This is a genomic window from Edwardsiella ictaluri ATCC 33202 (assembly GCF_000264785.1).
In the GTDB taxonomy this organism is placed as follows: domain Bacteria; phylum Pseudomonadota; class Gammaproteobacteria; order Enterobacterales; family Enterobacteriaceae; genus Edwardsiella; species Edwardsiella ictaluri.
The window spans coordinates 63,202-90,155 of sequence record NZ_AFJI01000007.1; the positions used below are offsets into that span (position 1 = coordinate 63,202).

General features: G+C 54.5%; 19 protein-coding genes, 1 tRNA gene and 5 pseudogenes. 9 read left to right on the top strand and 16 right to left on the bottom strand.

Annotated elements, in window-relative coordinates; genetic code table 11:
- The first annotated feature begins 123 nt into the window (after positions 1–123).
- Positions 124–978 carry a methyl-accepting chemotaxis protein gene (locus tag EIEH_RS00470; RefSeq protein ID WP_015869702.1) on the top strand — a complete coding sequence of 285 codons (855 nt, stop codon included), beginning with the start codon at positions 124–126 and terminating at the stop codon, positions 976–978.
- Between the two features lie 302 nt (positions 979–1,280).
- Positions 1,281–1,808 (top strand): superoxide dismutase family protein, encoded by a 528-nt coding sequence (gene sodC, locus EIEH_RS00475; RefSeq protein WP_015869704.1) that lies wholly within the window; start codon positions 1,281–1,283, stop codon positions 1,806–1,808.
- A gap of 56 nt (positions 1,809–1,864) precedes the next feature.
- On the opposite strand, the gene narI is transcribed toward sodC, so the two are convergent.
- The 5 genes from narI to EIEH_RS00500 are packed head-to-tail and all read right to left on the bottom strand — an operon-like array spanning position 1,865 to position 9,823.
- Positions 1,865–2,545, bottom strand: a complete 681-nt coding sequence (gene narI, locus EIEH_RS00480) for a respiratory nitrate reductase subunit gamma (protein WP_015869705.1) — start codon at positions 2,543–2,545, stop codon at positions 1,865–1,867.
- Between the two features lie 10 nt (positions 2,546–2,555).
- Positions 2,556–3,209 carry a nitrate reductase molybdenum cofactor assembly chaperone gene (gene narJ, locus EIEH_RS00485; protein ID WP_035608274.1) on the bottom strand — a complete coding sequence of 218 codons (654 nt, stop codon included), beginning with the start codon at positions 3,207–3,209 and terminating at the stop codon, positions 2,556–2,558.
- Positions 3,210–3,212: 3 nt separating this feature from the next.
- Positions 3,213–4,733, bottom strand: a complete 1,521-nt coding sequence (gene narH, locus EIEH_RS00490) for a nitrate reductase subunit beta (RefSeq protein ID WP_015869707.1) — start codon at positions 4,731–4,733, stop codon at positions 3,213–3,215.
- A 26-nt stretch (positions 4,734–4,759) separates the two neighbouring features.
- Positions 4,760–8,431 carry a nitrate reductase subunit alpha gene (locus tag EIEH_RS00495; protein WP_015869708.1) on the bottom strand — a complete coding sequence of 1,224 codons (3,672 nt, stop codon included), beginning with the start codon at positions 8,429–8,431 and terminating at the stop codon, positions 4,760–4,762.
- A gap of 18 nt (positions 8,432–8,449) precedes the next feature.
- Complete coding sequence (locus EIEH_RS00500) at positions 8,450–9,823, bottom strand: MFS transporter (RefSeq protein ID WP_015869709.1); 1,374 nt, start codon at positions 9,821–9,823, stop codon at positions 8,450–8,452.
- 1,016 nt (positions 9,824–10,839) lie between these two features.
- Here EIEH_RS00500 and EIEH_RS00505 point away from each other — a divergent pair.
- Positions 10,840–12,294: an anion permease gene (locus EIEH_RS00505; RefSeq protein ID WP_015869712.1), complete on the top strand. Its 1,455-nt coding sequence runs from the start codon at positions 10,840–10,842 to the stop codon at positions 12,292–12,294.
- Positions 12,295–13,238: 944 nt separating this feature from the next.
- On the opposite strand, the pseudogene EIEH_RS18295 reads toward EIEH_RS00505, so the two are convergent.
- The 8 genes and pseudogenes from EIEH_RS18295 to EIEH_RS00530 all read right to left on the bottom strand — a co-directional run bounded on the left by EIEH_RS18295 (position 13,239) and on the right by EIEH_RS00530 (position 18,797).
- Positions 13,239–14,324, bottom strand: a pseudogene (locus EIEH_RS18295) (IS3 family transposase).
- On the bottom strand, positions 14,302–15,489 hold the full coding sequence (locus tag EIEH_RS00520) for an LD-carboxypeptidase (RefSeq protein WP_015869717.1): 1,188 nt from the start codon (positions 15,487–15,489) through the stop codon (positions 14,302–14,304). Before EIEH_RS00520 ends, EIEH_RS18295 begins: the two are co-directional and overlap by 23 nt.
- Positions 15,490–15,610: 121 nt before the next feature.
- Positions 15,611–15,736, bottom strand: a pseudogene (locus EIEH_RS17015) (IS3 family transposase); the annotation flags it as partial.
- 24 nt (positions 15,737–15,760) lie between these two features.
- Positions 15,761–15,944, bottom strand: a pseudogene (locus EIEH_RS20045) (IS256 family transposase); the annotation flags it as partial.
- Positions 15,942–16,130, bottom strand: a pseudogene (locus EIEH_RS19420) (helix-turn-helix domain-containing protein); the annotation flags it as partial. The pseudogenes EIEH_RS19420 and EIEH_RS20045, both read right to left, overlap by 3 nt.
- A 156-nt stretch (positions 16,131–16,286) precedes the next feature.
- Positions 16,287–17,987 carry a hypothetical protein gene (locus tag EIEH_RS00525; protein ID WP_015869719.1) on the bottom strand — a complete coding sequence of 567 codons (1,701 nt, stop codon included), beginning with the start codon at positions 17,985–17,987 and terminating at the stop codon, positions 16,287–16,289.
- Positions 17,988–18,352: 365 nt separating this feature from the next.
- Positions 18,353–18,526: pseudogene (locus tag EIEH_RS17025) on the bottom strand (IS1 family transposase); the annotation flags it as partial.
- 195 nt (positions 18,527–18,721) lie between these two features.
- Positions 18,722–18,797, bottom strand: a tRNA-Phe gene (locus tag EIEH_RS00530).
- A 312-nt stretch (positions 18,798–19,109) separates the two neighbouring features.
- Here EIEH_RS00530 and nikR point away from each other — a divergent pair.
- Positions 19,110–19,547 (top strand): nickel-responsive transcriptional regulator NikR, encoded by a 438-nt coding sequence (nikR, locus tag EIEH_RS00535; RefSeq protein ID WP_015869720.1) that lies wholly within the window; start codon positions 19,110–19,112, stop codon positions 19,545–19,547.
- Positions 19,548–19,562: 15 nt separating this feature from the next.
- Here nikR and mltC read toward each other — a convergent pair whose 3' ends face one another.
- Genes mltC through mutY form a run of 3 tightly spaced genes read right to left on the bottom strand, consistent with a single transcriptional unit; the run spans position 19,563 to position 22,053 of the window.
- Positions 19,563–20,642 (bottom strand): membrane-bound lytic murein transglycosylase MltC, encoded by a 1,080-nt coding sequence (mltC, locus tag EIEH_RS00540; RefSeq protein WP_015869721.1) that lies wholly within the window; start codon positions 20,640–20,642, stop codon positions 19,563–19,565.
- Positions 20,643–20,689: 47 nt separating this feature from the next.
- Complete coding sequence (locus EIEH_RS00545; RefSeq protein ID WP_015869722.1) at positions 20,690–20,962, bottom strand: oxidative damage protection protein; 273 nt, start codon at positions 20,960–20,962, stop codon at positions 20,690–20,692.
- Between the two features lie 2 nt (positions 20,963–20,964).
- Positions 20,965–22,053 carry an A/G-specific adenine glycosylase gene (gene mutY / locus EIEH_RS00550; RefSeq protein WP_015869723.1) on the bottom strand — a complete coding sequence of 363 codons (1,089 nt, stop codon included), beginning with the start codon at positions 22,051–22,053 and terminating at the stop codon, positions 20,965–20,967.
- A 289-nt stretch (positions 22,054–22,342) separates the two neighbouring features.
- Here mutY and trmB point away from each other — a divergent pair, with 289 nt between their 5' ends.
- The 5 genes from trmB to EIEH_RS00575 form a co-directional block, all read left to right on the top strand.
- The gene (gene trmB, locus EIEH_RS00555; RefSeq protein WP_015869724.1) at positions 22,343–23,059 is read left to right on the top strand and encodes a tRNA (guanosine(46)-N7)-methyltransferase TrmB; all 717 of its coding nucleotides are present in this window, start codon (positions 22,343–22,345) and stop codon (positions 23,057–23,059) included.
- On the top strand, positions 23,059–23,385 hold the full coding sequence (locus EIEH_RS00560; RefSeq protein WP_015869725.1) for a YggL family protein: 327 nt from the start codon (positions 23,059–23,061) through the stop codon (positions 23,383–23,385). The genes trmB and EIEH_RS00560 overlap by 1 nt, the downstream gene beginning before the upstream one ends.
- Positions 23,386–23,583: 198 nt before the next feature.
- Positions 23,584–24,510 carry a glutaminase B gene (gene glsB, locus EIEH_RS00565; RefSeq protein WP_015869726.1) on the top strand — a complete coding sequence of 309 codons (927 nt, stop codon included), beginning with the start codon at positions 23,584–23,586 and terminating at the stop codon, positions 24,508–24,510.
- A 10-nt stretch (positions 24,511–24,520) separates the two neighbouring features.
- The gene (locus tag EIEH_RS00570; RefSeq protein ID WP_015869727.1) at positions 24,521–25,249 is read left to right on the top strand and encodes a YggN family protein; all 729 of its coding nucleotides are present in this window, start codon (positions 24,521–24,523) and stop codon (positions 25,247–25,249) included.
- 169 nt (positions 25,250–25,418) lie between these two features.
- A partial coding sequence (locus EIEH_RS00575) for an ABC transporter substrate-binding protein (RefSeq protein ID WP_239642624.1) occupies positions 25,419–26,954 on the top strand: 1,536 nt, incomplete at its 3' end.

Sequence of the window (26,954 nt, forward strand, 5' to 3'; positions counted from 1 at the left end):
TGCTGATTGACATTGCTTCCCTGTGACGGTTATGTATATTATCGTTAGATTGTTGAAGAAATTTATTTTGCCATTTTAATTTGTCTTGAGAATATGTTTTCGGGGATATATATGAATAGGGAAATGATTCATCTGTTTAATTCAATGAATATTTATCCCGGTATACCCATACCGGATATCCCTGCTGAAAATTCATCTCCTGAGCCTGATGCGGTAGCGGCTGTACTTGATTCACGACACAACTACGAACGTATTCTTTGCCACGGTCCTCTCTCTGGAGTGAAAAGTATCGAGGCTGGCGGTAATACTACTCTACTAAAATTCATTGAGCGACTGATGCAGGAACGGCAGTTCATTGACACATTGAATGAAAAAAATAATCAATCATATAATAGCATGTATGCGTTGGAGCAGATTATCAGTGAGATAGGGGTGAACTCGGAGGAGGAGATTAAAATCAGCAGCGCTTTGAAACAGGCGGTATCGGATATCAATCACAGCATTGCAGATGTTAACCGGTTATCTAATCAAACCAATCTGCCGGCGATGGAGACAGCACATGTCAGCGCGCAGGGATGTGGCTTTAGCTTTATCGTTAAAGTGATTAAATCACGGGCCAGTGAGGTGAAACAGCATGCGGCGCAGATTGCTTTGCTTAGCAATACTATTTCCGCCCGTGCCGGGCAGGTATGCGAGAGTGTTTCTGCGATCCATGCTTTGATTACACGTATCAGCCAGGAGATGGCGTCAACCAGTGAGACATTGGAGCAAGTTATTGAGCGCTCTGGCCATATGCAAAAGATCATTCATCATATCGCGATACAGCAATTCTTAAATATGGTAAAGCGGGTTCATATTATTTGGAAATACCAGGTTTGCCATTATTTATTTATTCGCGATCGGCAGGCCGTAATGAACGTTCATCACTCTTGCCGTTTGGGGCATCGGTATTATACTGGGGAGGGGGTGATGATTTAGTGAGCATCTGGCCTATTGTGGTTTAGAGGCACCACATGCCAAAGTGCATCACGCTGGCCGTTTTTGGATTTGAGGATTATGAGGCAATGGAAAAGGAGCAGGAGCAGATGGAAGAGATTAGCTGCTGTCGTTATTCAGGGGATAGATAATCTGACTGCCGACATCATGCCTCCCGGTATGGAGTTATAGAGGTATATCACTCGAATATCAACACATGGTCATTTTTGTTATTCAATGGTTTACTTTTTGTTAAAGTATGGGTTGTAGAAAATAAAAATAGACAATATGGAGGAGATAATGATATGAAAAAAATGAAAGTATTGGTATTAGCCACGATGCTGTTAAGCGGCGCCGCTTACAGCGCCTCTGAGTCCGTAACGTTGTATGAGGCGCTGCCGTCGGGGGTGGGGCCGGCGATCGGTGAAGTGACGATCAGTGAAACGCCCTATGGCCTGCTGTTTACGCCCAGCCTGCGCACTCTGCCGCCTGGAATCCATGGTTTTCATGTCCATGAAAACGCCAGCTGCCTGCCGGGTGCCAAAGAGGGTAAACCGGTGCCGGCGTTGATGGCCGGTGGTCACTGGGATCCTGAGAAGCGCGATAAGCATATGGGGCCCTACAGCGATGCCGGGCACCTGGGCGATCTGCCGGGACTGGTGGTCAATGCGGACGGCACGGCGGACTATGCCGTACTGGCGCCGCGTCTGAAGTCTCTCGCCCAGCTGAAAGGACATGCGCTGATGGTGCACGCCGGCGGCGATAACTATGACGATCATCCGCACGCGCTGGGCGGCGGCGGTGCCCGTATGGCCTGCGGCGTTATCCAGTAACGAGGATGCGGCGTCAGCGGGTTTGGCTGGCGCCGCGTCGGGGCGGAAAGGCGCGTTTAGCGCAGGGTTTTAACGACCTGGCGTCGCCGTAGGAGATAGCCCAGCGGCAGGCTGCAGATATGCACCAGACGGGTAAAGGGGAAGATCAGGAAAATGGTCAGCCCCAGTACCATATGCACCTTGAACAGCCAGTTGACCTCTTGCAGATACTGGGCCGGATCGGGACGGAAGGTGACGATCCCCTGGCTCCAGCTGATCAGGTTTTGCAGCGTGGCGCCGGAAGGGTGCAGCAGATCGACCGGGATCGTCAGCATGCCCAGGCAGATCTGGATCGTCAACAGGATCAGGATCATCTTGTCGGAAAACGACGAGGTGGCGGCGACCCGGGCGCAGAAGAGGCGGCGGGCCAAGAGCATCAGCGCGCCGATCAGCAGCAGGGTGCCGAAGAGGCTGCCGGCGATCAGCTCCAGGATCTGATGGGTCTGACTGGAGATATAGGCATCATACCAGGAGCGCGGCGTCAGTAGCCCAGCCACGTGACCGAAGAAAACCCCCAGCATACCGACGTGAAACAGGTTGAGCGCATAGCGGCTATAGCGTCCGTTGGCCATCAGCAGCGAAGAGCCGCTTTTCCACGTGTATTGACCATAGTCGAACCGGTAGAGGCACCCCAGCAACAGCACCGTGATGGCGATATAGGGGTAGATGTTGAATAAAAAATAGGACAGTGCGGACATTCAATCCTCCTTATCGCTCAAGATCCAGGTAGTGAACCGGTGCCGAACGGCCCCGGGGCATATCGGGGAGCTCAACGCGGGCCGGGGCATGTGCGCGATCCCACTCCGCATCGATCGTCGTCGGCGCGCCGTCGGGTTCCGGCGTCAGGCCGTCGGTCTCTCTGCCGGCCAGCTGCAGCAGCAGCTGGAACAGTACGCCATAGATACCGTCGTGGGTGCGGCGGTACAGAATCTCCGCCACCTCGGCAATCTGCGTCAGGATACGCCGGCCCTCCTCAGGTTGGCGCTGTGACCGCAGGTAGGCAAACTCCAGCACCATCGGCAGATAGTCGGGCAGCTCCCGCGGCGCGGGCTCCAGCGTGGCCTGACGATAGTGGCTCAGGATATTGACCATCGCCTGCCCGCGGTTTTTGGACTCGGCCAGCTGGTGCCCGCACAGATACAGGGCGCAGCGGCGGGTGTGATCAAACTGCGCAATGTAATCGCTTTGACGGGTTGCCAGCGGGGCCTCCCAGTAATGGGAGATAAACGCCTCCAGGCGCCCCTGCTGCACCGCCGTCATTTCGCGACACTGCGGCAGCGCCGCCTCCAGCTCACCGCGCGCCTGCCACAGCGCCTCATCGGGGTAGTCCAGCAGGCGGGCCAATATTAACAGGCTCAGCATGGCTTACTCCTTGCTATGGGTGCTGATAACCAGGCGATCGTCGGGGCGATAGCCGGTGAGGTTGGCGCCGTCGGTATCGTGGGGCGAATTGAAGCTGAAGCCGCAGCTGCCGTGCTCAATATATTCGCGATCGCCTCCCGGGCGATGCATCCCGGTGGGGATCACGAAGCGTTCATGGTACGGCGCCAGCGCCAGAAGGTGGTACATGGCCTCGGCCTGCGGAGCGCTGAGATTGGCCTGCTGCAGCCACTGCGGCGCCTGCGGACTGAGCAGGCTGCGGCGGTAGTGGCGCAGGGCGCTCAGGCGGGTCAACGCCGCCTCTACCGGCTTACGGTTACCGGCGCACAGCAGGTTGGCCAGGTAGTCGATCGGAATACGCATCTGCGCCAGCTCCGCCAGGTGGATATCGTGGGGTTCGGCCAGGCCGGCGTCATCGAAGCGGATCGGCGACAGGGGCGGCACGTACCACACCATCGGCAGCGTACGGAACTCCGGATGCAGCGGCAGCGCCAGGCGCCACTCCTTAATCAGACGGTAGACCGGCGAACGCTGGGCATGCTCCAGGATCTCATCGCTGATGCCGTCGCGGCGGGCCTGCGCAATGACATCCGGATCGCCGGGATCGAGGAAGATCTTCATCTGCGCCTCATACAGCGCCTGCGGATCCGCCTCTGCCGCCGCGGTGGGGATCGCCTCGGCATCGTACAGCATGACGCCGATATAGCGGATCCGTCCGACGCAGCTCTCGGAGCACAGGGTCGGCAGCCCGGCCTCGATGCGCGGGTAGCAGAAGATACACTTCTCCGATTTCCCGCTTTTCCAGTTGTAGTAGATCTTCTTGTAGGGGCAGGCGCTGACGCACATGCGCCAGCCGCGGCACTGATCCTGATTGATCAGCACCACGCCGTCTTCGGCCCGTTTATAGATGGCGCCGCTGGGGCAAGAGGCGACGCAGGCCGGGTTAAGGCAGTGTTCGCACAAGCGCGGCAGGTACATCATGAAGGTCTGTTCAAACTGGGCATACCGCTGTTTGTCCAGCCCATCCAGATTGCGGTCGCCCTGACGGACGCGGGCTTCGCCGCCCAGGTCATCCTCCCAGTTGGCGCTGCCCTCAATTTTCTCCAGCGTCTTGCCGGTGAGCAGCGAATAGGGGCGCGCCGTCGGCTGGTGGCGTGCGCCGGCGGGGGCGTTGTGCAAATGCGCGTAGTCGAAGGAGTAGGGTTCATAGTAGTCCCCTATCGCCGGCATATGCGGATTGGCGAAGATTTTAGCCAGCAGGCTGAGCTTGCCGCCCATGCGCGGCGTCAGCTGGCCGTTGACTCGCTGCCAGCCGCCGTGCCACTTATCCTGATCTTCCCAGTCACGGGGAAAGCCGCGCCCCGGCTTGGTTTCTACGTTGTTGAACCAGCCGTATTCAATGCCCTCGCGGCTGGTCCAGACGTTTTTGCACACCACCGAGCAGGTGTGGCAACCGATGCACTTATCGAGGTTTAGCACCATGGAAACCTGTGCACGAATTTTCATTTTTCTCTCCCTCTTCCCGATCGGTTTCAGTCCCACTCCACCCGGTTCAGCCTGCGGATAATCACAGTCTCATCCCGGTTGGAGCCGATGGTGCCGTAATAGTTGTAGCCCCATGACAGGTGGGCATAGCCGCCGATCATGTGGATCGGGTTGGGACAAATCCGGGTAATGGAGTTGTGGATCCCACCGCGTTTCCCGGTGACCTCCGACAGGGGCATGTTCAGCGTACGCTCCTGGGCGTGGTACATCAGCGCCAGCCCGGCGGGAATGCGCTGGCTGACCACCGCCCGCGCCACCATGGCGCCGTTGCCGTTAAACAGCTCAACCCAGTCGTTGTCGGCGATGGCGCCGCGCTGCGCATCGTGCTCGCTGATCCAGATCAGCGGGCCGCCGCGCGACAGGGTCTGCATGATCTGGTTGTCGGTATAGGTGGAGTGGATCCCCCATTTCTGGTGGGCGGTGCCAAAGTTCAGTACCAGCTCCGGCTGCCCGTTGGCTGTATGTTCGCGTACGCTGCGGCAGCTTTGGGTATCCAGCGGGGGTTTATAGCAGGCGAAGCCTTCGCCGAAGGCCTGCATCCAGGCGTGATCCTGATAGGCCTGCTGACGGCCGGTCAGGGTGCGCCAGGGGACGGCGTGGGTGATGTTCAGGCTGCCGGCGGTGTAGGCGTGCCGATCGCTGTCGATACCCGACCACAGCGGGCTGGCGATCACCCGTCCCGGCTGGCGCTGAATATCGGCGAAACGGTAGTGCACGCCTTTCTTGTCGGCGGCCAGTCCGGCTATCTCTTGCTGGCCGGTTTTGGCGGCCAGATCGCGCCAGGCGCGATCGGCGACCTGGCCGTTGGTTTCCGGTGCCAGGGTGAGAATGGTCTCCAACGCCTGGGTGGCATCCTGCATGTTGGCACAGGGGCCGACGCCGTCCAGCGTCTCGCTGCCGTGACGCGCGTACAGGCTGTCGATCTCGGGGCGGGTGTCCCAGTGTACGCCTTTGCCGCCGTTGCCGTGGGCTGCCAGCGCCGGGCCGAGGTGGGTATATTTAAAATAGGTCTGCGGATAGTCACGCGCCACGACGGCGATGGCAGGCGCGGTTTTTCCGGCGACAAAGGTCTGCGGATCGTTTTTCCAGTCGCTGACGCCGCAGGCCTGGCCCAGCTCTGCCGGCGAGTCATGCAGTAGCGGCGTGAGCACGACGTCGCGCTCTTTGCCCAGATGCCCCTCGCACAGCGCGGAGAACTGCCGGGCGATCCCTTTGAAAATATCCCAGTCCGGGCGCGCCTCCCACATGGGATCGATAGCGCGGGTAAAGGGATGAATGTAGGGGTGCATGTCGGTACTGCTGAGGTCTTCCTTCTCATACCAGGTGGCCGACGGCAGGATCACGTCTGAATAGAGGCAGGTGGTGGACATTCTGAAGTCGAGCGTCACCAGCAGGTCCAGCTTGCCCTCGACGCTGTCGCGCCAGGTGACCTGCTGCGGCAGCGGCAGCCCCTTTTGCTGCAGATCCTGCTCCATGACGCCGTGGCGGGTGCCCAACAGGTGTTTCAGAAAGTATTCATGTCCTTTACTGGAGGAACCGAGCAGGTTGGCACGCCAGACAAACAGTATGCGCGGATAGTTTCCCGGTGCGTCGGGATCTTCGCTGGCGATGCGTAGGGAGCCCTGTTTCAGCGCCTGCGCGACCCCGGCCCTGACATCGCCCTCCGCCGCCCCGGCGGCCAGCGTGAGCGGGTTGCGATCCAGCTGGGGCGAGGAGGGTAGCCAGCCCAGGCGTTCGGCGATGACGTTGAAGTCGATCAGGCTATGGGGGAACCGGTCACGCTCTGCCAGCGGCGACAGCAGCGTATGGGCATCCACGTTTTCATAGCGCCACTGGCTGGTGTGATTGTAGAAGAACGAGGTGCCGTTCATCAGCCGCGCCGGGCTTTGCCAGTCTCCCGCCAGGGCGACCGGCGCCCACCCGGCCAGCGGCCGTAGCTTTTCCTGACCGACGTAGTGCGCCCAGCCGCCGCCGTTGACGCCGATGGTGCCGCACATCATCAGCACGTTGATGATGCTGCGGTAGGTCATATCGCTATGGAACCAGTGGTTGATCCCGGCGCCGACGATGATCAGCGAGCGGCCATGGGTTAAGCGGGCGTTGTTGGCAAACTCCTGTGCCAGACGGATTATCTGCTGGCGCGGCACGCCGGTAATGGCCTCGGCCCAGGCTGGGGAGCAGGGCGCATCTTCTGCGGGGATCTCCCCTGTGCGCGGGCGCAGGCCGTAGTGGGCCAGCATCAGATCGAAGACGGTGGCGACGGCGACGCACTCGCCGCTGGCCGTGGTGATCCAATGCACCGGCACCTGACCGTAGGTATAACGGTCGTTGGCATTGTCATGGCTGAAGTCAGGCTGAACGACGCAGACCTCGCCTTCATCCAGCGCCTGCAGGCTCAGCAGCGGATCGATGGCGGCGCCGCTGAGGGCATCCTGCTGTACGGTATTCCACTGTCCCCCCTGATCCCAGCGAAATCCCGCCGAACCGCGGGGAATGACGATCTGCCGTGAGCCTTGGTCGAATGCCAGCGTTTTCCACTGGGCCAGCGGCTGCTCTCGCCACGCCGCCAGATCGGCGGCGCGCAAGTAGCGTCCGGACTGATAGGTGTTCTCTTGGCCGGAGCAGGGGCTCAGCATCACCAGCATCGGAAAATCGGTAAAGCGTTTGGCATAGCGGACAAAGTAGTCGCAGGGCTGCCGTAGGTAAAACTGCTGCAGAATAACCTGCCCTAATGCCAGCGCCAGCGCGGAATCGGTGCCGGCCCGCGGAGCCAGCCACTCATCGGCGAACTTACAGTTTTCCGCATAGTCAGCGCTGATGGCCACCACCTTGGTGCCGTTGTAGCGCGCCTCGGTCATAAAGTGGGCGTCCGGCGTGCGGGTCTGCGGCACGTTGGATCCCCACATCACCAAATACTGTGCGTTATACCAGTCGGCGGACTCCGGCACGTCGGTCTGTTCGCCCCAGGTTTGCGGAGAGGAGGGCGGCAGATCGCAGTACCAGTCGTAGAAGCTCAGGCAGGTGCCGCCGATCAGCGACAGGTAGCGGGAGCCGGAGGCGAACGAGAGCATGGCATGAGCCGGGATCGGCGAAAATCCGGCGACGCGATCGGGGCCAAAGCGTTTGACGGTAGCGATATTGGATGCCGCGATCAGTTCGTTGGCCTCTTGCCATGAGACGCGGACCAGGCCGCCCATACCGCGCTCACGCTTATAGCACTGGCTCAGTTCGGGGTTGTCCAGAATGGCTAGCCAGGCGTCGACGGCGTCGGGGTGCAGCGCTTTCTGCTCACGCCACAGATCCCGCAGCGCACTGCGCATCAGCGGGTATTTAATCCGGTTGGCGCTATAGATATACCAGGAGTAACTGGCGCCGCGCGGGCAGCCGCGCGGCTCGTGATTGGGCAGATCGATGGGCGTTTCCGGGTAGTCGGTATACTGTGTCTCCCAGGTAATCAGCCCGCTTTTAACGTAGATTTTCCAGCTGCAGGAGCCGGTACAGTTCACCCCATGGGTAGATCGCACCACCTTATCGTACTGCCAGCGGCTGCGGTAGCTCTGCTCCCAGCCGACGCTGTCCTGCAGGTACAGCTCGTGCGCGTTGGCGGCCATGGGCTTGCCCGCGGTGAAATAGCGGATCTTTTTCAGAAAGGTACTCATATCCGTTTCTCCCGACGATTAATGGTGCCTTCCATAGGACAGCCAGGTGACGCCCATGCACAGCAGGTAAAAGACGCTGAAGCAAACCAGCGGCAACAGCACGGAGTGGGTCAGGGTAATGGCGCTGCCGAAGGTTTTGGGAATGATAAAGCCGCCGATGGCGGAGGTAAAGCCGAGCGCCGCCGAGCTCATCACATCGGCATACTGCTCGACATGTTTACCCTGCATCCCCTGCTGCTGCGCTTCCTGCGCGGATTTCTGGTGGAAAATCTGTGAAATAAGCTGGAAGCTGGAGCCGCTGCCAAGGTTGGTAAAGATAAACAGCCCCATGAAGACGATGTAGAACAGAATAAAGGAGCCGCTGCTGCGCTCGCTCGGCAGGGTCGGTACGATCAGCAGGCTAAAGATAATCATGAAGAAGAAAGCCACCTGCGTGATGCGATAGCCGCTGAATTGATCAGAGAGGCGTCCGCCGATGGGACGGGCGATAGCGCCCAGCAGCGGACCGACAAACGCGTAGTCGATGATGTCGATATCCGGAAACTGGGTCTTGGTCAGCAGCGCAAATCCCGCGGAGAAACCGACGAAAGAACCAAAGGTGGCCAGGTAAATCAGGCTGGTTATCCAGGTATCTTTCTTACCCAAAATGACGAACTGGGAAGAGAGCGATGACTGCATACCCGCAATGTCGTTCATCATGAACCAAGAGAGCAGGCAGGCGATAATGATAAAGGGAGCCCAGAGGAAGGCCGCATTTTGTAGCCAAATCATCGCATTATGATCAACCTGCTGCGGTGCGCCGCCCAGGCTGCCGAACAGTCCGATGCCGATCACCAGCGGGACGCACAGCTGTACGACGCCGATCCCGCCATCGCCCAGTCCGCCGTTGATCCCCAGGCCATACCCCTGCAGGCGTTTAGGGAAAAAGAAGCTGATATTCGCCATGCTCGAGGCAAAGTTGCCGCCCCCAATACCGCACAGGATGGCGATACAGGCAAACGAATAGAACGACGTCTGCGGGTCCTGAATCGCGCAGCCCAGCCAAACACTGGGGATCAGTAGTAGCGCGGTGCTGATCGTGGTCCAGCGGCGTCCGCCAAAAATGGGGACGACGAAAGAGAATGGAATACGCAGAATGGCGCCGGAGATCGAGGGTAAGGCCGCCAGCCAGAAGAGTTGATTGGTCGTAAAATTAAATCCGATGTGATTAAGCTTGATAACGACAGAACTGAATACCATCCAAATACAGAACGCCAGTACCAGACAGAATACGGAGACCCATAGATTCCTTTTTGCAATGCTGTTTCCCGTTGCTTTCCAAAAAATTTCGTCTTCAGGATCCCAATTTTTTAATACGCGCGCATTTTGGTTCTCTAACGGTTGATTACTCATATCGACACCTTTTTTTTTGCATATCGATGATGCTTTTAGTCTGTGAAGCCGCGTAACAACCTGTTTAGCTGCGAGTAAATCTTCCCGCATTCAGCGCCGCCCATTTATGTTTTCCCGACTTATCCGTTTCACAATATCGCGTTATACCGATAATTACAAAGCGATACCCATTTATGGAGTAGCATAGATTGCGGAGTTAGCCAGTGAGGGGAAATAATTATGATTTCAGTATGTTGATTGAAGATAATAAATATCTTTTCAAGCTGATAATATCTATGGGCTAACTGAGTGATTATATTAGGGTAAAATCATTGCCGTCTGATAAGCAAAGTAAATGCTTTTTTTATTAGATGACTGATATCGATATAGTATAGCGCGATATGGCAGATTTTCTTTCCGCACAGATTGATCAAAATAGTGTCATACAGCGATGCTGAATAAAACAAATTTTAATGAAAATAAGAATGATTGCTTTTTTGTAGAGGCATGGGGTGCTACCACCTATATCAAATGAAGCAGAGCGGTCGTCGAGATGTGGCCTCGCATGAGATATTGATTTTTTATTCCCTGAGCATAGGCCGCTATCTCTGTGCCCCTTTTACAGGAGCCCCATTGAGTGGGGGAATTGCATTGTCATTGCAAATCAGATACAGATACAAATATCATGATTGGTTTACAAATAGTTTCTGATTGTCACTGTCGCTAAGAGTAAGGTTAACAAATAACAATATAATGACGCTCGCTTAATTCGCATTTTATTGTTTTAACGCATGGAAATACGATTTTATTTATTTCAGCAGAGTCATAGCCGAGGAGGTCGGATGTCCTCTGTATCAATGTTTATTCCTCGGTACCTCTCGTGCTGCCCTTTATTGATCTCAACGGGTAGGGTGAATATATATTGATTGATTTTTGAGCAGGTTACTCAAGTGTTGAGTAGGGACGAAAGGAACGGTGGTCTGTCAGGGAGGTATTTGGCAAGTGGTGTTATTAAATTATATTTTCTGAGGGTTAGCATGAAACAGGGTTATTCTATCCTAATACCTTTTATCGTGGGCGGTGCGTTGGCCTGCCTGCCCGCTCCGGCAGGGCTCAGCCACCACGCATGGCTCTATTTTTCGATTTTTATCGGCTCAATTGTCGGATTGATCATAGAGCCCTTACCGGGCGCGGTTATTGGCCTGATTGCAATCGTTATCATTGCGGGGCTGGGGCGTTGGGTGTTGTTCTCGCCGGAACAACTGACACAGCCGCATTTTCACGCGACTTCAGCGGCGTTTAAGTGGGCAGTTTCCGGCTTCTCAAATTCAACGGTATGGCTGATCTTCAGCGCCTTTATGTTTGCATTAGGGTATGAAAAGACCGGGCTGGGGCGACGTATTTCGCTGCTGTTGGTAAAATCCCTGGGACGGCGTTCGCTGACTCTGGGGTATGCTATCGCCATTGCCGATCTGGTGCTGGCGCCCTTTACGCCGTCGAATACGGCACGTAGCGCCGGGACCATTTACCCGGTGATCAGCAACCTGCCGCCGTTGTATGACTCGAAACCCAACGATCCCAGCGCCCGCCGGATCGGCTCCTATCTGATGTGGGTTTCCATTTCGATCACCTGTGTTACCAGCTCAATGTTTCTTTCAGCTTTGGCACCCAACCTGCTGTCCAGTGCGCTGATTAACCAGATGACAGGGTTACAGATTTCCTGGGGCAGCTGGTTTATTGCCTTTTTACCGTGCGGAATTGTTCTATGGTTGCTGACGCCGCTGCTGGGCTACTGGCTATATACGCCAGAGGTGAAAATAAATGATGAGGTTCCGAAATGGGCCAGGCAGGAGCTGGAGAATTTAGGGGGGCTGTCACGCCGTGAGAAATTGCTGCTCCTGTTCGTCGCGCTTGCGCTGCTGCTGTGGGTCTTTGGCGGAGGATTTATTAACTCAGCCATCGCTGCGCTATTGGTTATTGCGCTGATGCTGATCACCAATGTGATTAGCTGGGATGATGTTATCAGCAACAAGGCGGCATGGAATACGCTATTCTGGTTCGGCACGCTGGTCTCTCTGGCTTCAGGGCTATCCACCGTCGGTTTCGTACATTGGTTTGGGATTGTTATCTCTGATTATCTTAATGGGATGTCAGTGATGGTTGCCAGCGTATCGCTGCTCCTGTGTTTTTATCTGCTGCACTACTTCTTTGCCAGCACAACAGCGCACGCCACGGCGTTGATCCCGGTGATGATCGCCGCCGCTATGGATATTCATGGCATTAATATGATGGAGTTCTCTCTGGCCATCTCTCTGTCATTGGGGATCATGGGGATTATCACACCCTATGGCACGGGACCAAGTCCAATCTATTTTGGCAGTGGTTATCTTCCCTCTAAAGACTTTTGGCGTCTGGGTGCCATATTTGGCATGGTTAATCTGTTGGCGTATCTATTTATTTGTTTGCCATGGATTAACTACCTTTATCGTTAATTTATTAATCTTTTTTGAAACAATCTGATAGATAAAAAGTGGCCACCCTTCATGGTGGCCACTTTAGATTGTTGAGCATGGTCATTGGCAATGATAAAAGTAAAAAAGTCATCAGGATGACGATTCGGAATCAGCTAGCCATACTCGTTGGTACAATTGGCTGGTGTATTACCATTAACCCCAGGAGGCCCAGCTTACGGGGTCTTTCTGCGAAGCTTGACACGTTACTGCATGATTTGTCATGTTGATACCTGTTGTAGTACAGCCGTTTTGATTGGTAGCAATAGGCGTTGGTGAGGCGCATCCTGCCAATGATATGAGGGCCATTCCGGCCAGAATAGAAAAAATATAATGTTTCATGTAATTCACCTTTTGGGTCGAATTGGAGTATTTAAATAGGGCGTTATCCGCAATAGACGATCTACGGCTCTACATCGCTATAAACATTGATAGTGTACGGGACGTCTTTTTTATAAAGCATGGCACATATCTATCCTAGTTTATTTCTATAAGCGATGAATTCGTATTTAACATCTATTTATTAAAGTTAACGATTGTATTTTGTAATGTCTATCATGGCTTGGTAAAAATGTATTTCGGCATGTGAATGTATATTGAACTATAATCTTTCTTGGGTGATGGCGTGTACTGTGGTGGATATATATATGATGTAATTGGCTATGACAATATCGCTATCCGCTTTTATAAAATATTTTGATGTAATTAGAAATAGGATGCCCAGCTTTTCCCGATAGCGCGCTGAAGGACTCATCTTGCAAAGGGTTGTTGCATCACTGGCGAATGGATATGCCTGTTACGCCATAGGTCGACATTGGTGTTAAATCAGCAGCAACCCCAAGGAGAAACTACGAGGTATGATGGGCTTTGTTAATGAATGACCCGCTCCCCGTATGTGGTTTACTCATAATCAGGAATAACCGGCCTCATTCTGGCTGCATATTCTGGCAACCGGCGGATTTTTCAGCAAACTCTGAGGGGGTCATCCAGCCCGGTGCACAATGGGGATGACGCTGGTTATCGTGTATGCGGCAGGTCTCGATTTTGCACCGTGCATCCTCCAGAGAGATGAACCCGTTCTCATTCAGGCACGCCTGCCTTAACCTGCCGTTGAAGGATCCACCGTCGCGTTGTCCGTCGGTGTTCCAGGGCGGGAGAAGCCGATCCCTATTCCCCCCCTCTGTCCAATATTTCCCCTGCAAATTCAGAACCATTATCGGCTTTCAGCACCTGCGGTAAAGGACGCCTGTGCGCTATGCTGTCCAGCATCCCGGCCACGTCTGTCGAACGCAGATGCTGTCTCACGCCTATCCCCAGCTATTCGCGGGTGTAGAGGTCGAAATCGTCAATAGGCGCAGCCGTCACCGTCAAACCACGTATCAGAGACAAAATCCATGCCCCAAATCTGGTTTGGAGACAGGCCATGAGGCTGCAGCTGCCGCCGCTGGGCTGATTTATGGTGGCGTGGCCGTTGAGGCGCAGCGACAGCCCCTGCTCACAGTAGAGGCGGTAGATCCATGTGCGATTATCATGCCATCCCTCACGCTGGAGCATCCGGTGTACCCGGTGATCTCCGTAGTGAATTCGCGTTTCGGTGCTCTCCCGGATACGCAGGCGCAGTGCGCTGCCATCGGCAGCAACGGAACGATACCGTTAGCCCGCAGTGCAAAACAGACCTGTCTTGCGCTGGCACCCTATCGGCGCTGTCAATCCCTGATCCATTCGCACAGAGGTGCCAGCATCAGCCCTTTTTTGCCAATACCCCCTGCAGCATCGCCTTGTCGGGGCTGAGATCAATAGCCAGCCTCTCTCTTCAGCCGTAGATTTTCCTCTTCCCGTTGCCGCATAGGTTTGAGTTCAGAAGGGGAAATTCCGCCGTATTGCTTTCGCTAGGTGTAAAAAGTGGCGTCGGAAATACCCAGCTTGCAGCAGACATCCGGCATGGGCGTATCCAGCTCAGTCTGCTTCAGGGCAAAGGCAATCTGCTCTTCAGTGAATCGTGACTTTTTCATCGGTACCACCTCCGCCCAGGGGCGTGTTTCTCATTCCGGAATTCTGCTTCTGAATGGCGCAGGATTTTGGGGCAGGGTCACTCATAAACAAAGCCGGTGCCTGGGTCAAACTGCATAGCCGGTATTTGCTGCTGCATAATATATTGACCTGGTGATTCAAAATGAATGGCTGGTTAGTTTCAGCATGTCCAAATTCCGGATAGTAATAAACAGGGTAGCTGACCAGATTGGCGAATTGCTGTATCACATATCGGTAAAGAGATTTTTCTTCGTCGGATGCATCTTGACCGTAAAACTGCCCAAAAATAACGGCGCGCGGATGGAATTTCCTGCTGAACGCTATCTGATGTAAGGTACGGTCAAGCTGTTTTTCCGTCACTCCGATATCTTCCAACATCATTATTTTATCGGAATAGCTTCCCTCATAAATAGTGGAAAATAGGGACTGTACCAGAGTCATATTTCCACCATCTAATTTACCGCTTACTTTTTTTACAGCCTGACTATTCATTGGCTCGATACCAGTATAATGACTCCCATGGGATAGTGTCTCAAAAACTTCACTCAGGCTGTTGTTCATGCTGGCTTTTTTGCTTTTATCAATATCATGCATTTCTTTATTAGAAGACGCCAGCACCCCGTGCACGCTTGACCAGTTTAGTTCGTGATTAACAAAGCTATGAATGGCTGTCACGTCACTGAAGCCAATGATGATTTTCGGTGTGGATTTTGAAATATGCTGCCGCTCTGCATGCAAGGCTGGATATAGATTGAATGCCCCAGAACCGCCTCTGATAAACCAGAGGTATCGGACATTTCTGTCACTGAGAGCATTAATGAGAGTCTGGGCCCGTTTTTCATCCGTGTTGACGTAACCCAGCCTGGTAGGCTGCTGGTTGAGATATCGTTTGTCAACTGAGTAACACTGGCGGGAAAAGGCCATCTCAATCTCAGGGATGACGTTTTCATCATATTGCGATGAACTCGAAATCAGGAATATTGTCCCCTTTTGGACAGAGTAGCCTTTTCGCTCATGTGTTACTGGCGGGGGGGCTATTTTTTTTACAGCGGTCTTGGGCGGTGAGGTGGTCGCACAACCTGACAGGAAAAGTAAAAGGGCAGTGATTATTATTTCTTTCGACACTCTTATTTTTATCTTAATCATATATTTCCTTAGTAATAAGCTTTAGTTAGATTAACATCTGCTATGCAGTCGAAGATATTTTCGCCTCAGTTATTGTTGGTATAGTTTAGACTGTCCCCAGAATCGTAGGAATATGCGATCCTCACGACGAGGCTCGCTCAAAGCCCTCCGGGCTGACGCCACCTAGGTGACTGTGGCGGCGAGCCTGGTTGTAGCTGACTTCAATATAATCGAAGATATCCGCCCATGCCAACCTCGAGTCTGTAAATGATTCTGTGTAACTGCCATCGCATTAAAGGTGATCGCTAAGGCGATCACTGAACTCGATAATAAAATGGCTCATAGCCAGCCGCCAGTTCTGGATCGGTATACTCCATTTTTCGATACGGTCTGTATCGCCAGATAAATCACCTTACGCACCGAGCTATCCGTCGGGAATATTTGCGTTTCTTGATGGCCGTCCGTATCACGCTGTTAGGAGCGCGACGGCTGCGATTTATCAATGCATCCACGCCGCCTTCATCAGCCAGCTCGCGAGAACGATAAAATGTATCACGTGAGACATCCATGATTTTATAGGATTTTTCCATATTGCTGAGCTCTTCAGCCAGATTGGGAAAACCTGTTTTATGTTTGATAACGGGATTGGTAGTATGAAGCATGAGAGTTACCTTGTGTTTTGTATAAGGATCCGACACCCATATCACAACCGGTAACTCTGAACCTTTCAAGGCTATGTGTCAGATCAAGTCGAGACTAATACAGGGGGCGACCATTTCATTCGCAAAGCCCGTTACAGAAGTAAACGATTGACGTTGTCATCCATAGACACGTGCTCTTTTCGCCATCAACTCGTTATGTAATTTTTGCTTCATTTCCAAGTGATTAAAATAGCTTAATGTCTTATCAACAACAGAAGGATTAATGCCCACATTACTTACGATGCTATCCATACGATAGCCCTCGCCCACGACATCGAAGACACTAGATAGCCGAGTATTCACCCGTTTTAACGTAAACGGAGATAAAAACTCATTATACGAATGTCCACCACTATTAAAAAGCATGGCTGAGGCAAGTACATGAATATAAACTAGAGGGTTTGTTTTATTAAAACAAAAGGCTTCTATTTCTTTTAGATATTGCAATACCCTAGCTTGACACAGCATCGTACCTGATATGCCATTTGATCGCGCGTGCACCAGTTTTGAGTTAACATTGACAACTAACGGTGCATATTCACTAAATGATGCTTGGTCTACAGGCCGAATGAATGTGGTCGCTTTATCTCTATAGGCAATATCATCACGTGGTAAAGGATGATAGCTTTTCATCATACCCATATGCGCACTTGTGACATGTGACTGATTCGACTTTATCGTCTTCCCCTTGATATCGTCATCGTAGACACCGGTATTATATATATCAATAGGTAGACATTTTATCCATGCTACGGCCACAGACAAAAATGATAGTTTAACTATTTTTTCAAGCTTGCCCCTTTCCTCAAGGGGTATTCCACCATACCCTACACCAACTTTAATATTTGCTATCGCATCTGAATATTCCTTGTGTATTAAGTCATCTCGATCAATGGCGTTACCGGATAACGTTCTAGACAATATATCATCGTCTTCATTCAACAATTTCATGTTTTCACAAATTAAAGCATCAAGCTCGCCCTCATCGATCGCATGCAGGTTATTAATAAGATAATTAAATGAGAATTGAGTTTCAAAATAATTTCTCACGGGATCTCTATTTATAAAAGTACTACCCGTTGCCACGTGATACTCAGGATGTAACTTACAGAATTCAACGATTAGCTTGTCAAAGGACACATAATTCTCACTGGTTCTCCCGGTAAAAAGAAAAGACGATATCTCACTGTTTTTTTGTGGGAAATCCTTGATTGCCATAAGCAATGCCGTTGAAGGTGATATTTTATATGCTTTTAAATTCTTGGGGTCATCAGCATATATTTCAGGCGCTGGAATCATAGCCATTTCAGATTTCATATCTTTAATTTCAGTTAATTCAAGCCTAGCATCCAGAGACCTATAACTGCTTCCTATTTTATATAAATCAGGAGAAGCATTAAAGTCATCCTCAAGTTTTCTCACAATACTCGCTAGCGTGCCTTTGATATTATCATCATGGTTGCCGTAAGTTATAGTTACAATAGGATTGCCTGTATCATCTTTTTTTTCTTTGAAGGTTAATGCTTCAAATTCATCACTAAAAGAGACATCAACCTCTTTTATGTCACTAACAACAGCATCCGACAACGCATCATGTATTGTTCTTACATTATCCATAAAACCTATAGTTTTTGGATCTCTATTGATGTGTTTATCAATAAGACATATAGCCTCATGATCAATTCCCGGATTTAATATTCCGAGTACAACCTTAGCTATCTGTGTAGGCATTGAGCTTTTTTCGTCCACGACAGGCTTTTTAATGTTCTTGTCAGGTGAAAATGCTCTAGCATAGGTATTGACTGATGTGTCTCTCATAACAGCTACCACACTAATGGTTTATATGATTATAATTAGCATACATTCTTAAATGCATAAAATCTATTGTGTATGGGGCGCAACGGGCTTATTAAGTATTGTCGTTATTGGTGAATAATGCTGTCTATTCGTATGTTTTTGGTTGAAAAAACTAATTTTTCAGATTGGTATTTCCCAGCATGTTCCAACTACATGATTTTTAGTCGCTGGGGTCAGCCACTGCATTGAACTAACAGAATAAAATATATTCATTCAACAAAGCCTTTTGTTGAATGAATCGAACCTTTAGGTGATAGGCAGATCTGATCGCTACAGTCGTTTCAGCATCGGGTTCCCAGGGCAAAGCAGAAGGGTGATGCCTCCAGTCAGTTGGAGTGGTACCTTTCGATAAAGGCACCAATCAGCTTCTTGTGGAGCTTCACAGAGCGAGAGAAGCAGATGGTTTTGCAAGCGAATCGCTTGATGCGCGTTTTGAACGTCAGGTTGTTACGCCCGATATGCTGCGTGAAGATTTTCCTGGTCAGATGTATCTCGCGGGGGGAGCTCACCCCTGATAGTAAAAAGGGGGATAAAGTTTATCGAATCGGGCTATACCCTCATTTGTACCCTCGCAAGGGGCTTGATGTGGGTAGAAATTGGTAGAGTTGGGTTGAAACGGAGGATTGTGAAGGTGCTGATTCTGGCGGGCTTAGAATACAAAAACGGACCCCCGTGGAGGTCCGTTGATATGAATTTGGTGCCCGGACTCGGAATCGAACCAAGGACACGGGGATTTTCAATCCCCTGCTCTACCGACTGAGCTATCCGGGCAACGGGGCGTATTAAACTGGATCTTTCGGCCTGCGTCAACGGAAAATCTTCATCCGGTAGTTTATGTGCGTGTTTTTTCAGCATATCCGGGCTGGGCGCTGCCTTGCCCTTGGTGCCTGCACCCGGCGTGGTACCCGTGGGGCTACCGGACTACCGGACTACCGGACTACCGGACTACCGGGCTACCGGGCGTAGGGCTGTGGTATCACCCCTTCGGCACGGTGTGTTCTGCTTCCCGCCCGTATAGGCCGGTTTTTTCAGCGACGGATCTTTGTCATACTGCAGCCATTAAACCGCGACAGGAGTCGAATGATGCAACGCGTAACCCTTTCTCTCGATGACGATCTGATGGCGGAGATCGATGCCATCATCAGGGCCGGTAACTACCAGAACCGCTCTGAGGTTATCCGCGATCTGGCGCGGGCGGGGCTGCAGAGTATGGCGCAGGCACCGTCACCGAGTGCCTGCTGTGTGGCGGCGCTGTTTTACGTTTATGACCATGAGTCGCGCGAGCTCTCCAAGCGCCTGACCCGTACCTTTCACGATCATCACGATCTTTCGCTGGCCAGCCTGCATGTGCACCTGGATCACGGTAGCTGCCTCGAGGTTTCGCTGCTGAAGGGGGCTGGGGGCGAGGTGACGCGCTTTGCTGAGCGGGTGATCGCCGAGCGTGGGGTGCGCCATGGCAAGCTGGTGGTGGTGCCGGGCGACGAAGGGGTGGCGCCACCACATCCCCATTCCCACGATTGAGGCGACGCCGCGTCCTTAGCGGATGCGGCGGTAGTTTTTCTGCGTGTTGTTGACCTTATACAGATAGCGACGCGACTCGGCGGACGGGTGACGCTGGGTCAGCGCCTCATACACATCGCCGGGCGACATCTGGTTGATGATGTTGACCGCCTGTCCTTTATCGCTGGAGAAGATGCGCAGCACGCTGCCGGCGCCGCCGTTATAGGCGGTGATCACCGCGTAGCGGCGTGAGGTGGTGTTCTGGATCCCGCCCAGATAGGTGTTCTGCAGGATAGCCAGATAGGCGGTGCCGGTATCAATGTTTTTCTCCGGGTCAAACAGATAGCTGCGGCTGGGGGTACCCCACTTGCCTTTGGAGACAAACACATCCTTGCCGGCGGTGTGCTGCATTACCTGCATCAGCCCCAGCGCGTCGGAGCGGCTGACGGCATAGGGGTTAAAGCTGGACTCCGTCTGCATGATGGCCAGGATCAGCGACTCGTCGACGCCATAGCGCTCTGAGGCACGCCGTACCATGTCCAGATATTTGTGCGCCCGCTTGTCCAGGTGGTTGGGCACCAGCTGAATGGTGACGGAATAGATGACATGCAGCCCGGATGTCCGCTTCATCAGCTTGTTCTGCAGCAGATAGTCGGCAAAGCTGTTGGCTCGCCCAGACCAGCGGATCGGCTGACCGGTGTTGTCGAGCACCTGGCCATAGAGGAACGGCTCCCGGCTGGGTTTGATGTCGTTGGCGTCGGAGTAGAGATCGATAGAGCTGGGATCGTCGCCCATCAGCAGGGTAGTGACGATGGCCTGACGCAGGGTTTCCGCCGGGTTAAGGGTGGCGATGGTCTCGATGGTTATCTGCCCGGTCTCAAAGTTGATATGGCTGCGGGTCAGGTATCGGTCACTGTATTTTACATAGTCCTTGGGCCCGGCGATCAGCACCTCGTTAATCCCCCAGATATTCTCGATATTGTGGGCAAACTGCCCCATTAGAATATCGAACCCGTTGGTATCTTTTATATATTCTTCACCGTTGCTATCGGGCTTCTTGCCGGAACATGAGATCAACAACGGGGCGATTAACGCCAGCGCAAGGACTTTCTTCATTGTAACAGCCATATCTGAATGACATCAGGGCGCGGCTGCGCCCGCTTTTACTGATTCGGTGGCGTATAGCCTTCGATGTGGACGTCGTGGCCCTCGAACAGAAATTTCTCCATCTCCCGGGCCAGCAGACTACGGTCATCCGGGTTCATCATATTCAGTTTCTTTTCGTTGATCAGCATGGTTTGCTTGGCCATCCACTGACCCCAGGCCTCTTTGGAGATGTGATCATAGATGCGCTTGCCCAGATCGCCGGGGTAGCTTTGAAAGTCCAGCCCCTCGGCCTCACGGTTGAGGAACGTACAAAACACGGTTCTGCTCATGCTTACTCCTTCTCTGTCGCATCGCCGGTCGCCGCGCTGGCCGGCGGCTGCCTGCGCAGCTGCTGTAAAAGACGCTCGGTTGGTGCCGCCAGCCCTACAGAGGGCGGCTGCGCTAAGTTATACCAGAGTCCGTCACCTTCATCCATGCAGGCTGACGCTGTCGTGTAGGTTGACCATACCGGGATGATATCCAAATGAAAATGGCTAAACGTGTGGCGGAACGCTGTCAGGGTCTGGGCCGCTGTGGGATCCTGCCCCAGATGCCGCAGCCGGGTATGCAGCGCCGCTTCGCTGTCATACTGGGGAAAGCAGAACAGGCCGCCCCACAGGCCGCTGGCCGGGCGCTGCTGTAGCCATACCGTCTCACCGTGCTGTAGCAGCAGCAAGTAGGCCTGGCGTTCGGGCAATGTCTGCCGGGGTTTCTTGCCCGGGAAGTCAGCCCAATTGCCGTCGGCATAGGCGAGGCAGCCCGCGTTGAGTGGACACAGCTCACACTTGGGGCGGCTGCGGGTGCACACCAGCGCACCGAGATCCATCATCGCCTGGTTAAACTGGCTGACACCATCGGCCGGAGTCACCTCGCCGCTCAGTTGCCACAGACGCGTTTCCACATCTTTACGCCCCGGCCAGCCGGGGACGGCGTAGCAGCGGGCCAAGACCCGTTTGACGTTGCCGTCCAGGATGGGATGATGCTGCCCCAGCGACAGCGAGAGAATGGCGCCGGCGGTTGAGCGGCCAATGCCCGGCAGCGCGGCAACCTGCTCAAAGTCGTGCGGAAACTCGCCGTGATGCCGTGAGACGATGAGCTGGGCCGCCTTATGCAGGTTGCGCGCCCGTGCATAGTAGCCCAGTCCGGTCCACAGGTGCAGCACTTCATCCAGGGGTGCCGACGCCAGCGTCTGCACATCGGGAAAGCGTTGGGTAAAACGCTGAAAATAGGGCAGCACCGTGGCGACCTGGGTCTGTTGCAGCATCACCTCGGAGAGCCATACCCGATAGGGGGTCTTGGGGTGTTGCCACGGCAGCGTTTTGCGCCCGAAGCGTGCGTACCAGGCCAGCACGGCGTGGGCGAACTGTTGCGCCTGCATCATAAACCAGTCATATCCTCAGTGTGTAGCGCTGAAAACGGGACAGGATTGCAGCACAGCCTGCCCGGCCTGTAAACCGGATCTTGCCTGAGCGGGGCACTGGCGGCACGGAGAGGGTGCTCCGGCGTACGGGTTTCCACGCTCAGCGGGGGTGCCGTGGCATAAAATGTGGGGGCGGTGGCACGGATTTTCCCCGCGGCGTTAGCGTTGCTGGTAAAATCAGCGCTTGTGTAAACGGGGTAACTTTGCATAATGCCCTGACCTTGATTATCCAGACAGATGAAAACGCGACATGAATGATGTGATCACAGCGGAATTTGATGAAAACGGCCGGGCGATTCGCCGTATTCGCAGCTTTGTACGCCGTCAGGGGCGCCTGACCAAAGGGCAGCAGCTGGCGCTGGACGAGTACTGGCCGCTGATGGGTGTCGAGTTTACGCCCGAGGCGCTGGATCTGCCGACGTTATTTGGCCGTGAGGCACCGGTGGTGCTGGAAATTGGTTTTGGCATGGGGGCCTCGCTGGTCGCCATGGCGCAGCAGCACCCGGAGCGTGATTTCCTGGGGATTGAAGTGCACTCGCCGGGCGTCGGCGCCTGCCTCTCCTCTGCCCATGAGGCTGGAGTAAACAACCTGCGCGTGATGTGTCACGACGCGGTAGAGGTGTTGGAGCGAATGATCCCGGACGCGTCGCTGGATATGGTGCAGCTGTTTTTCCCCGATCCCTGGCATAAGGCGCGTCACCATAAGCGTCGTATTGTACAGTCGGCGTTTGCCGGGCGGATCCGCGGTAAGCTGAAGATCAGCGGCGTCTTCCATATGGCGACCGACTGGGAAAACTACGCCGAACATATGCTGGAAGTAATGAATCATGCGCCGGGCTACAGAAATCTGTCCGACGATAATACCTATGTCCCGCGCCCTGACTCGCGTCCGGTCACCAAGTTTGAGCTGCGTGGTCAGCGCCTGGGGCATGGCAACTGGGACCTGATGTTTGAGAGGGTAGAGTAATGGCAAAAAATCGTAGTCGTCGTCTGCGCAAAAAGCTGCATATTGACGAGTTTCAGGAAGTGGGCTTCAGCGCCAGCTGGCGTTTTGCCGAGGGTACGCCGGTAGAGACGGTGGACGCGCTGCTCGATCGTCTGATCGATGAGGTGATCGAGCCGAATGGTCTGGCGTTTGATGGTAGCGGCTATTTGCGCTGGGAAGGGTTGATCTGCCTGCAGCAGATTGGCCGCTGCACCGATGAACAGCGTCAGCTGGTGAAAGGCTGGCTGGAAAGCCAGGGTATGCTGGACGTTGTGGTCAGCGACCTGTTTGATGTGTGGTGGGAGTAACCCCCGCCTTTGGTGCCGCCGTACCGGCGGCGCCGTTTCCCCTCCGCTGTTCCGTTCTCTCCCCTTGTCTCTCTTGCGTCCGGCTCTCTGCGTCGGGAGGCGCCGCGTCGGAAAAATAGGGGGCGTCCGCCGGACGGCGTTGGTCGTAACCCTAGCGTGATGGCGTCCAGGGCGCCACGTGGAGTCAATGGCCTTGCCATGCAAACTGAATTAAGTGATCAACTGTTGGGCGAGATCCTGGAGCAGGTTCGTCCGCTGCTCGGGCAGGGGCGGGTCGCCGATTATATTCCGGCACTGGCCGGGGTGGCACCAGACCGGCTGGGTATCGCGGTCTGCACCGTAGACGGACGGATGTTCAGCGCTGGCGACGCCGCCGAACGCTTCTCTATCCAGTCGATCTCCAAGGTGCTGAGCCTGACGCTGGCGATGCACCGCTACAGCGAGGCCGAGATCTGGCAGCGGGTCGGCAAGGAGCCCTCCGGGCAGCCGTTTAACTCGCTGGTTCAGCTGGAGCTGGAGCAGGGCAAGCCGCGCAACCCCTTCATCAACGCCGGTGCGCTGGTGGTGTGTGATATGCTGCAGTCGCGCCTGAGCGCACCGCGTCAGCGTATGCTGGAGGTGGTGCGGGCGCTGAGTGGCAGCGCGGACATCTGCTATGATTCCCCGGTGGCACGCTCCGAGTTTGAACATTCGGATCGCAATGCGGCGATCGCCTATCTGATGAAGTCGTTTGGCAACTTCGATAACGACGTGATTACCGTCCTGCATAACTATTTCCACTACTGCGCTTTAAGAATGAACTGTATGGAACTGGCGCGCACTTTTGTTTATCTTGCCAATCGGGGGCGGGCGTTGGCGCTGGATGAGCCGGTGATCGGCGAGCGTCAGGCGCGCCAGATCAATGCGTTGATGGTGACCAGCGGCCTGTATGATGGCGCGGGCGAGTTTGCCTATCGCGTCGGGATGCCGGGGAAGTCCGGCGTTGGTGGCGGGGTGGTGGCCGTGGTGCCTCAGGAGATGATCATCGCCGTCTGGAGTCCGCAGCTGGATAGCTGCGGCAATTCACTGGCCGGAATTGCGGCGCTGGAGCTGTTGGCCCAGCGCATTGGCCGCTCAATATTTTAACGAGGTCATGATGGGTAAATGGGGATGCTCCCTGCTGTTGCTGCTGGCCACCGCACAGGTGCAGGCCGCCTGGCAGTGCCAGGTTAAACCGCAGGACGATATCATTATCAGCGCGCAGCAGGTACAGATCGTCGGCGCCAGCGGCAATCTGCAGATATCCCGCGACGGTGCGGTGACGCGTGACGGCCATCCGCTGGCGCTGAGCGCCGACGCCCGCCGTCAGGCCGAGACGCTGCAGCGGGATCTGCGGCGCGATGTGCCGTGGATCGACCAAGGGGTGCAGACGCGCCTGGATCGTGCGCGTGGCGCGCTGGACAATATCATCGTCGAGCAGCTGGGCAGTGACAGCAACGTACGCAATCGTCTGAGTACGCTGGATACCCAGCTTAAGGCGCAGATGAATCGGGTGCTGGAGAAACGCAGTGACGGTTACGCCTTCCACCATCAGGCGATTGCCCAGGTCGAGAAAGAGGGTCAGACATTGGTGAACCAGACCCTGGGCGGCGTGCTGCAGGACAGCATCAATGAGATGGGGGCCAAGGGGCTGCTGAAGGCGGGTCAGTCGGAGAATCCGCTGCAGGCGGTGTTGGGCAACCTCGGCGGTCTGCAGCAGTCTATCCGCAGCGAGTGGGATAAGCAGGATAATGATCTGCGCGCCTTCGGCCAGCAGGCCTGTGAGCGAGTACAGGCGCTGGACAGCCAGCGTAAGGCCTTGCTGAAGGCGCTGCCCGCCTCCTGAAGGTGAGATATCCCGAGAAACCCCGGCCCGCACTGCGCGCCGGGTTTTTTTGTGCCACTTTTTGCCCTGCCATCTGGCGGACTTTGCTGTTTTAATGTCCGCTATACTGAATGCTGAGGGTAATTATATGAATATTAAATATAATTTATTTTTAGGATATGGACTGTTTATGCTCATCTTTGGGATGGGGCCCTCCGGAGGGGCACTGGCGGCCAGTGTGGCGCCGGGTGTGACCCTGGCCGCCGGGCAGACACTGACGCGCAATAACGGCAGTGAGCCGGCATCGCTCGATCCTCATAAATCAGAAAGTGATGTTGAATTCAATATTATCAATGATTTCTTTGAGGGGTTGGTGACGATGGGCCCTGATGGTCACATTCGTCCCGGACTGGCTGAACGCTGGGAAAACAGTGAGGACGGGCGGATATGGCGGCTGTATCTGCGCCCCGGTCTGCAGTGGTCGAACGGGGAGCCCCTGACGGCCCGAGATGTGGTATTCAGCTGGCAGCGGCAGGTCGATCCGGCGACGGCCTCACCCTATGGCAGCTATCTGGCGAACATGCATCTGGAGAATGCCATTCAGATCCAGGCCGGGCAGCAGCCACCGGAAGCGCTGGGGATCCGGGCCGTGGATGATGTCACCCTGCAGATAACCCTGACCCGTCCCCTGTCGACTTTTCTGTCGATGCTGGTGCACCCGTCGCTGATGACGGTGAATCCACGGGTGATTGCACGTTTTGGCGATAAATGGACCCAGCCGGGCAACTTTGTCAGCAGCGGAGCCTATACGCTGCAGCGCTGGGTGGTCAATGAGCGGCTGGAGGGGGTGCGAAATCCCCGTTACTGGGATAATGCCCATACGGTGATCAATCAGGTCACCTATTTACCCATCGTTTCTGAAACGGCTGATGTTAACCGCTATAAGGCCGGTGAAATCGACATTACCGCCTCGGTGCCCAGTCCACAGTTTGCAGCCCTGCGTCGCGAGTTGGGTGAACAGGTACACATCGCTCCCAAACTGGCCACCTACTACTATTACTTCAATACCCGTAAGCCCCCTTTTGATGATCCCCGGGTGCGGTTGGCGCTGAATCTGGGGCTGGATAAGGACGTGATTGCCGATAAGGTGCTGGGGCAGGGGCAGCGCCCCGCCTGGCTTTTCAGTGCCGGAAAGATCGGCGGGATGACGCTCCTGCCGCCGGAGTATGCCGCCTGGCCGCGTGAGCAGCGCCTGGCCCGGGCTCGGGCCCTGCTGACAGAGGCGGGTTTTGGCCCGGACTCCCCGTTGCACTTTACCCTGCTGTACAACACCTCCGAGGGGCATCAGCGCATCGCCATTGCCGCCAGCTCGATGTGGAAGAAAAATTTGGGGGTGGAGGCGGCGCTGAACAATCAGGAGTGGAAGACCATGCTGGATACCATGCGCAGCGGGAATTTTGACTTGGTGCGCAGTGGCTGGGTGGCGGACTATGACGATCCCTCTGCCTTTCTGAACACCTTTCGCAGCGCTGACAGCAATAACACGCCGCAGTATGTCAACCCGCGTTATGACGCCCTGCTGGCTGGTGCGGCGGACAGTCAGGATCCCGAAAAACGCCAGCAGCTGTTTCAGCAGGCTGAGACGATCCTGGCCGCAGAGGTTCCGGCCATCCCGCTGTACCATTATGTCAGCGTACGGCTGGTGAAGCCCCATGTCGGCGGGTTT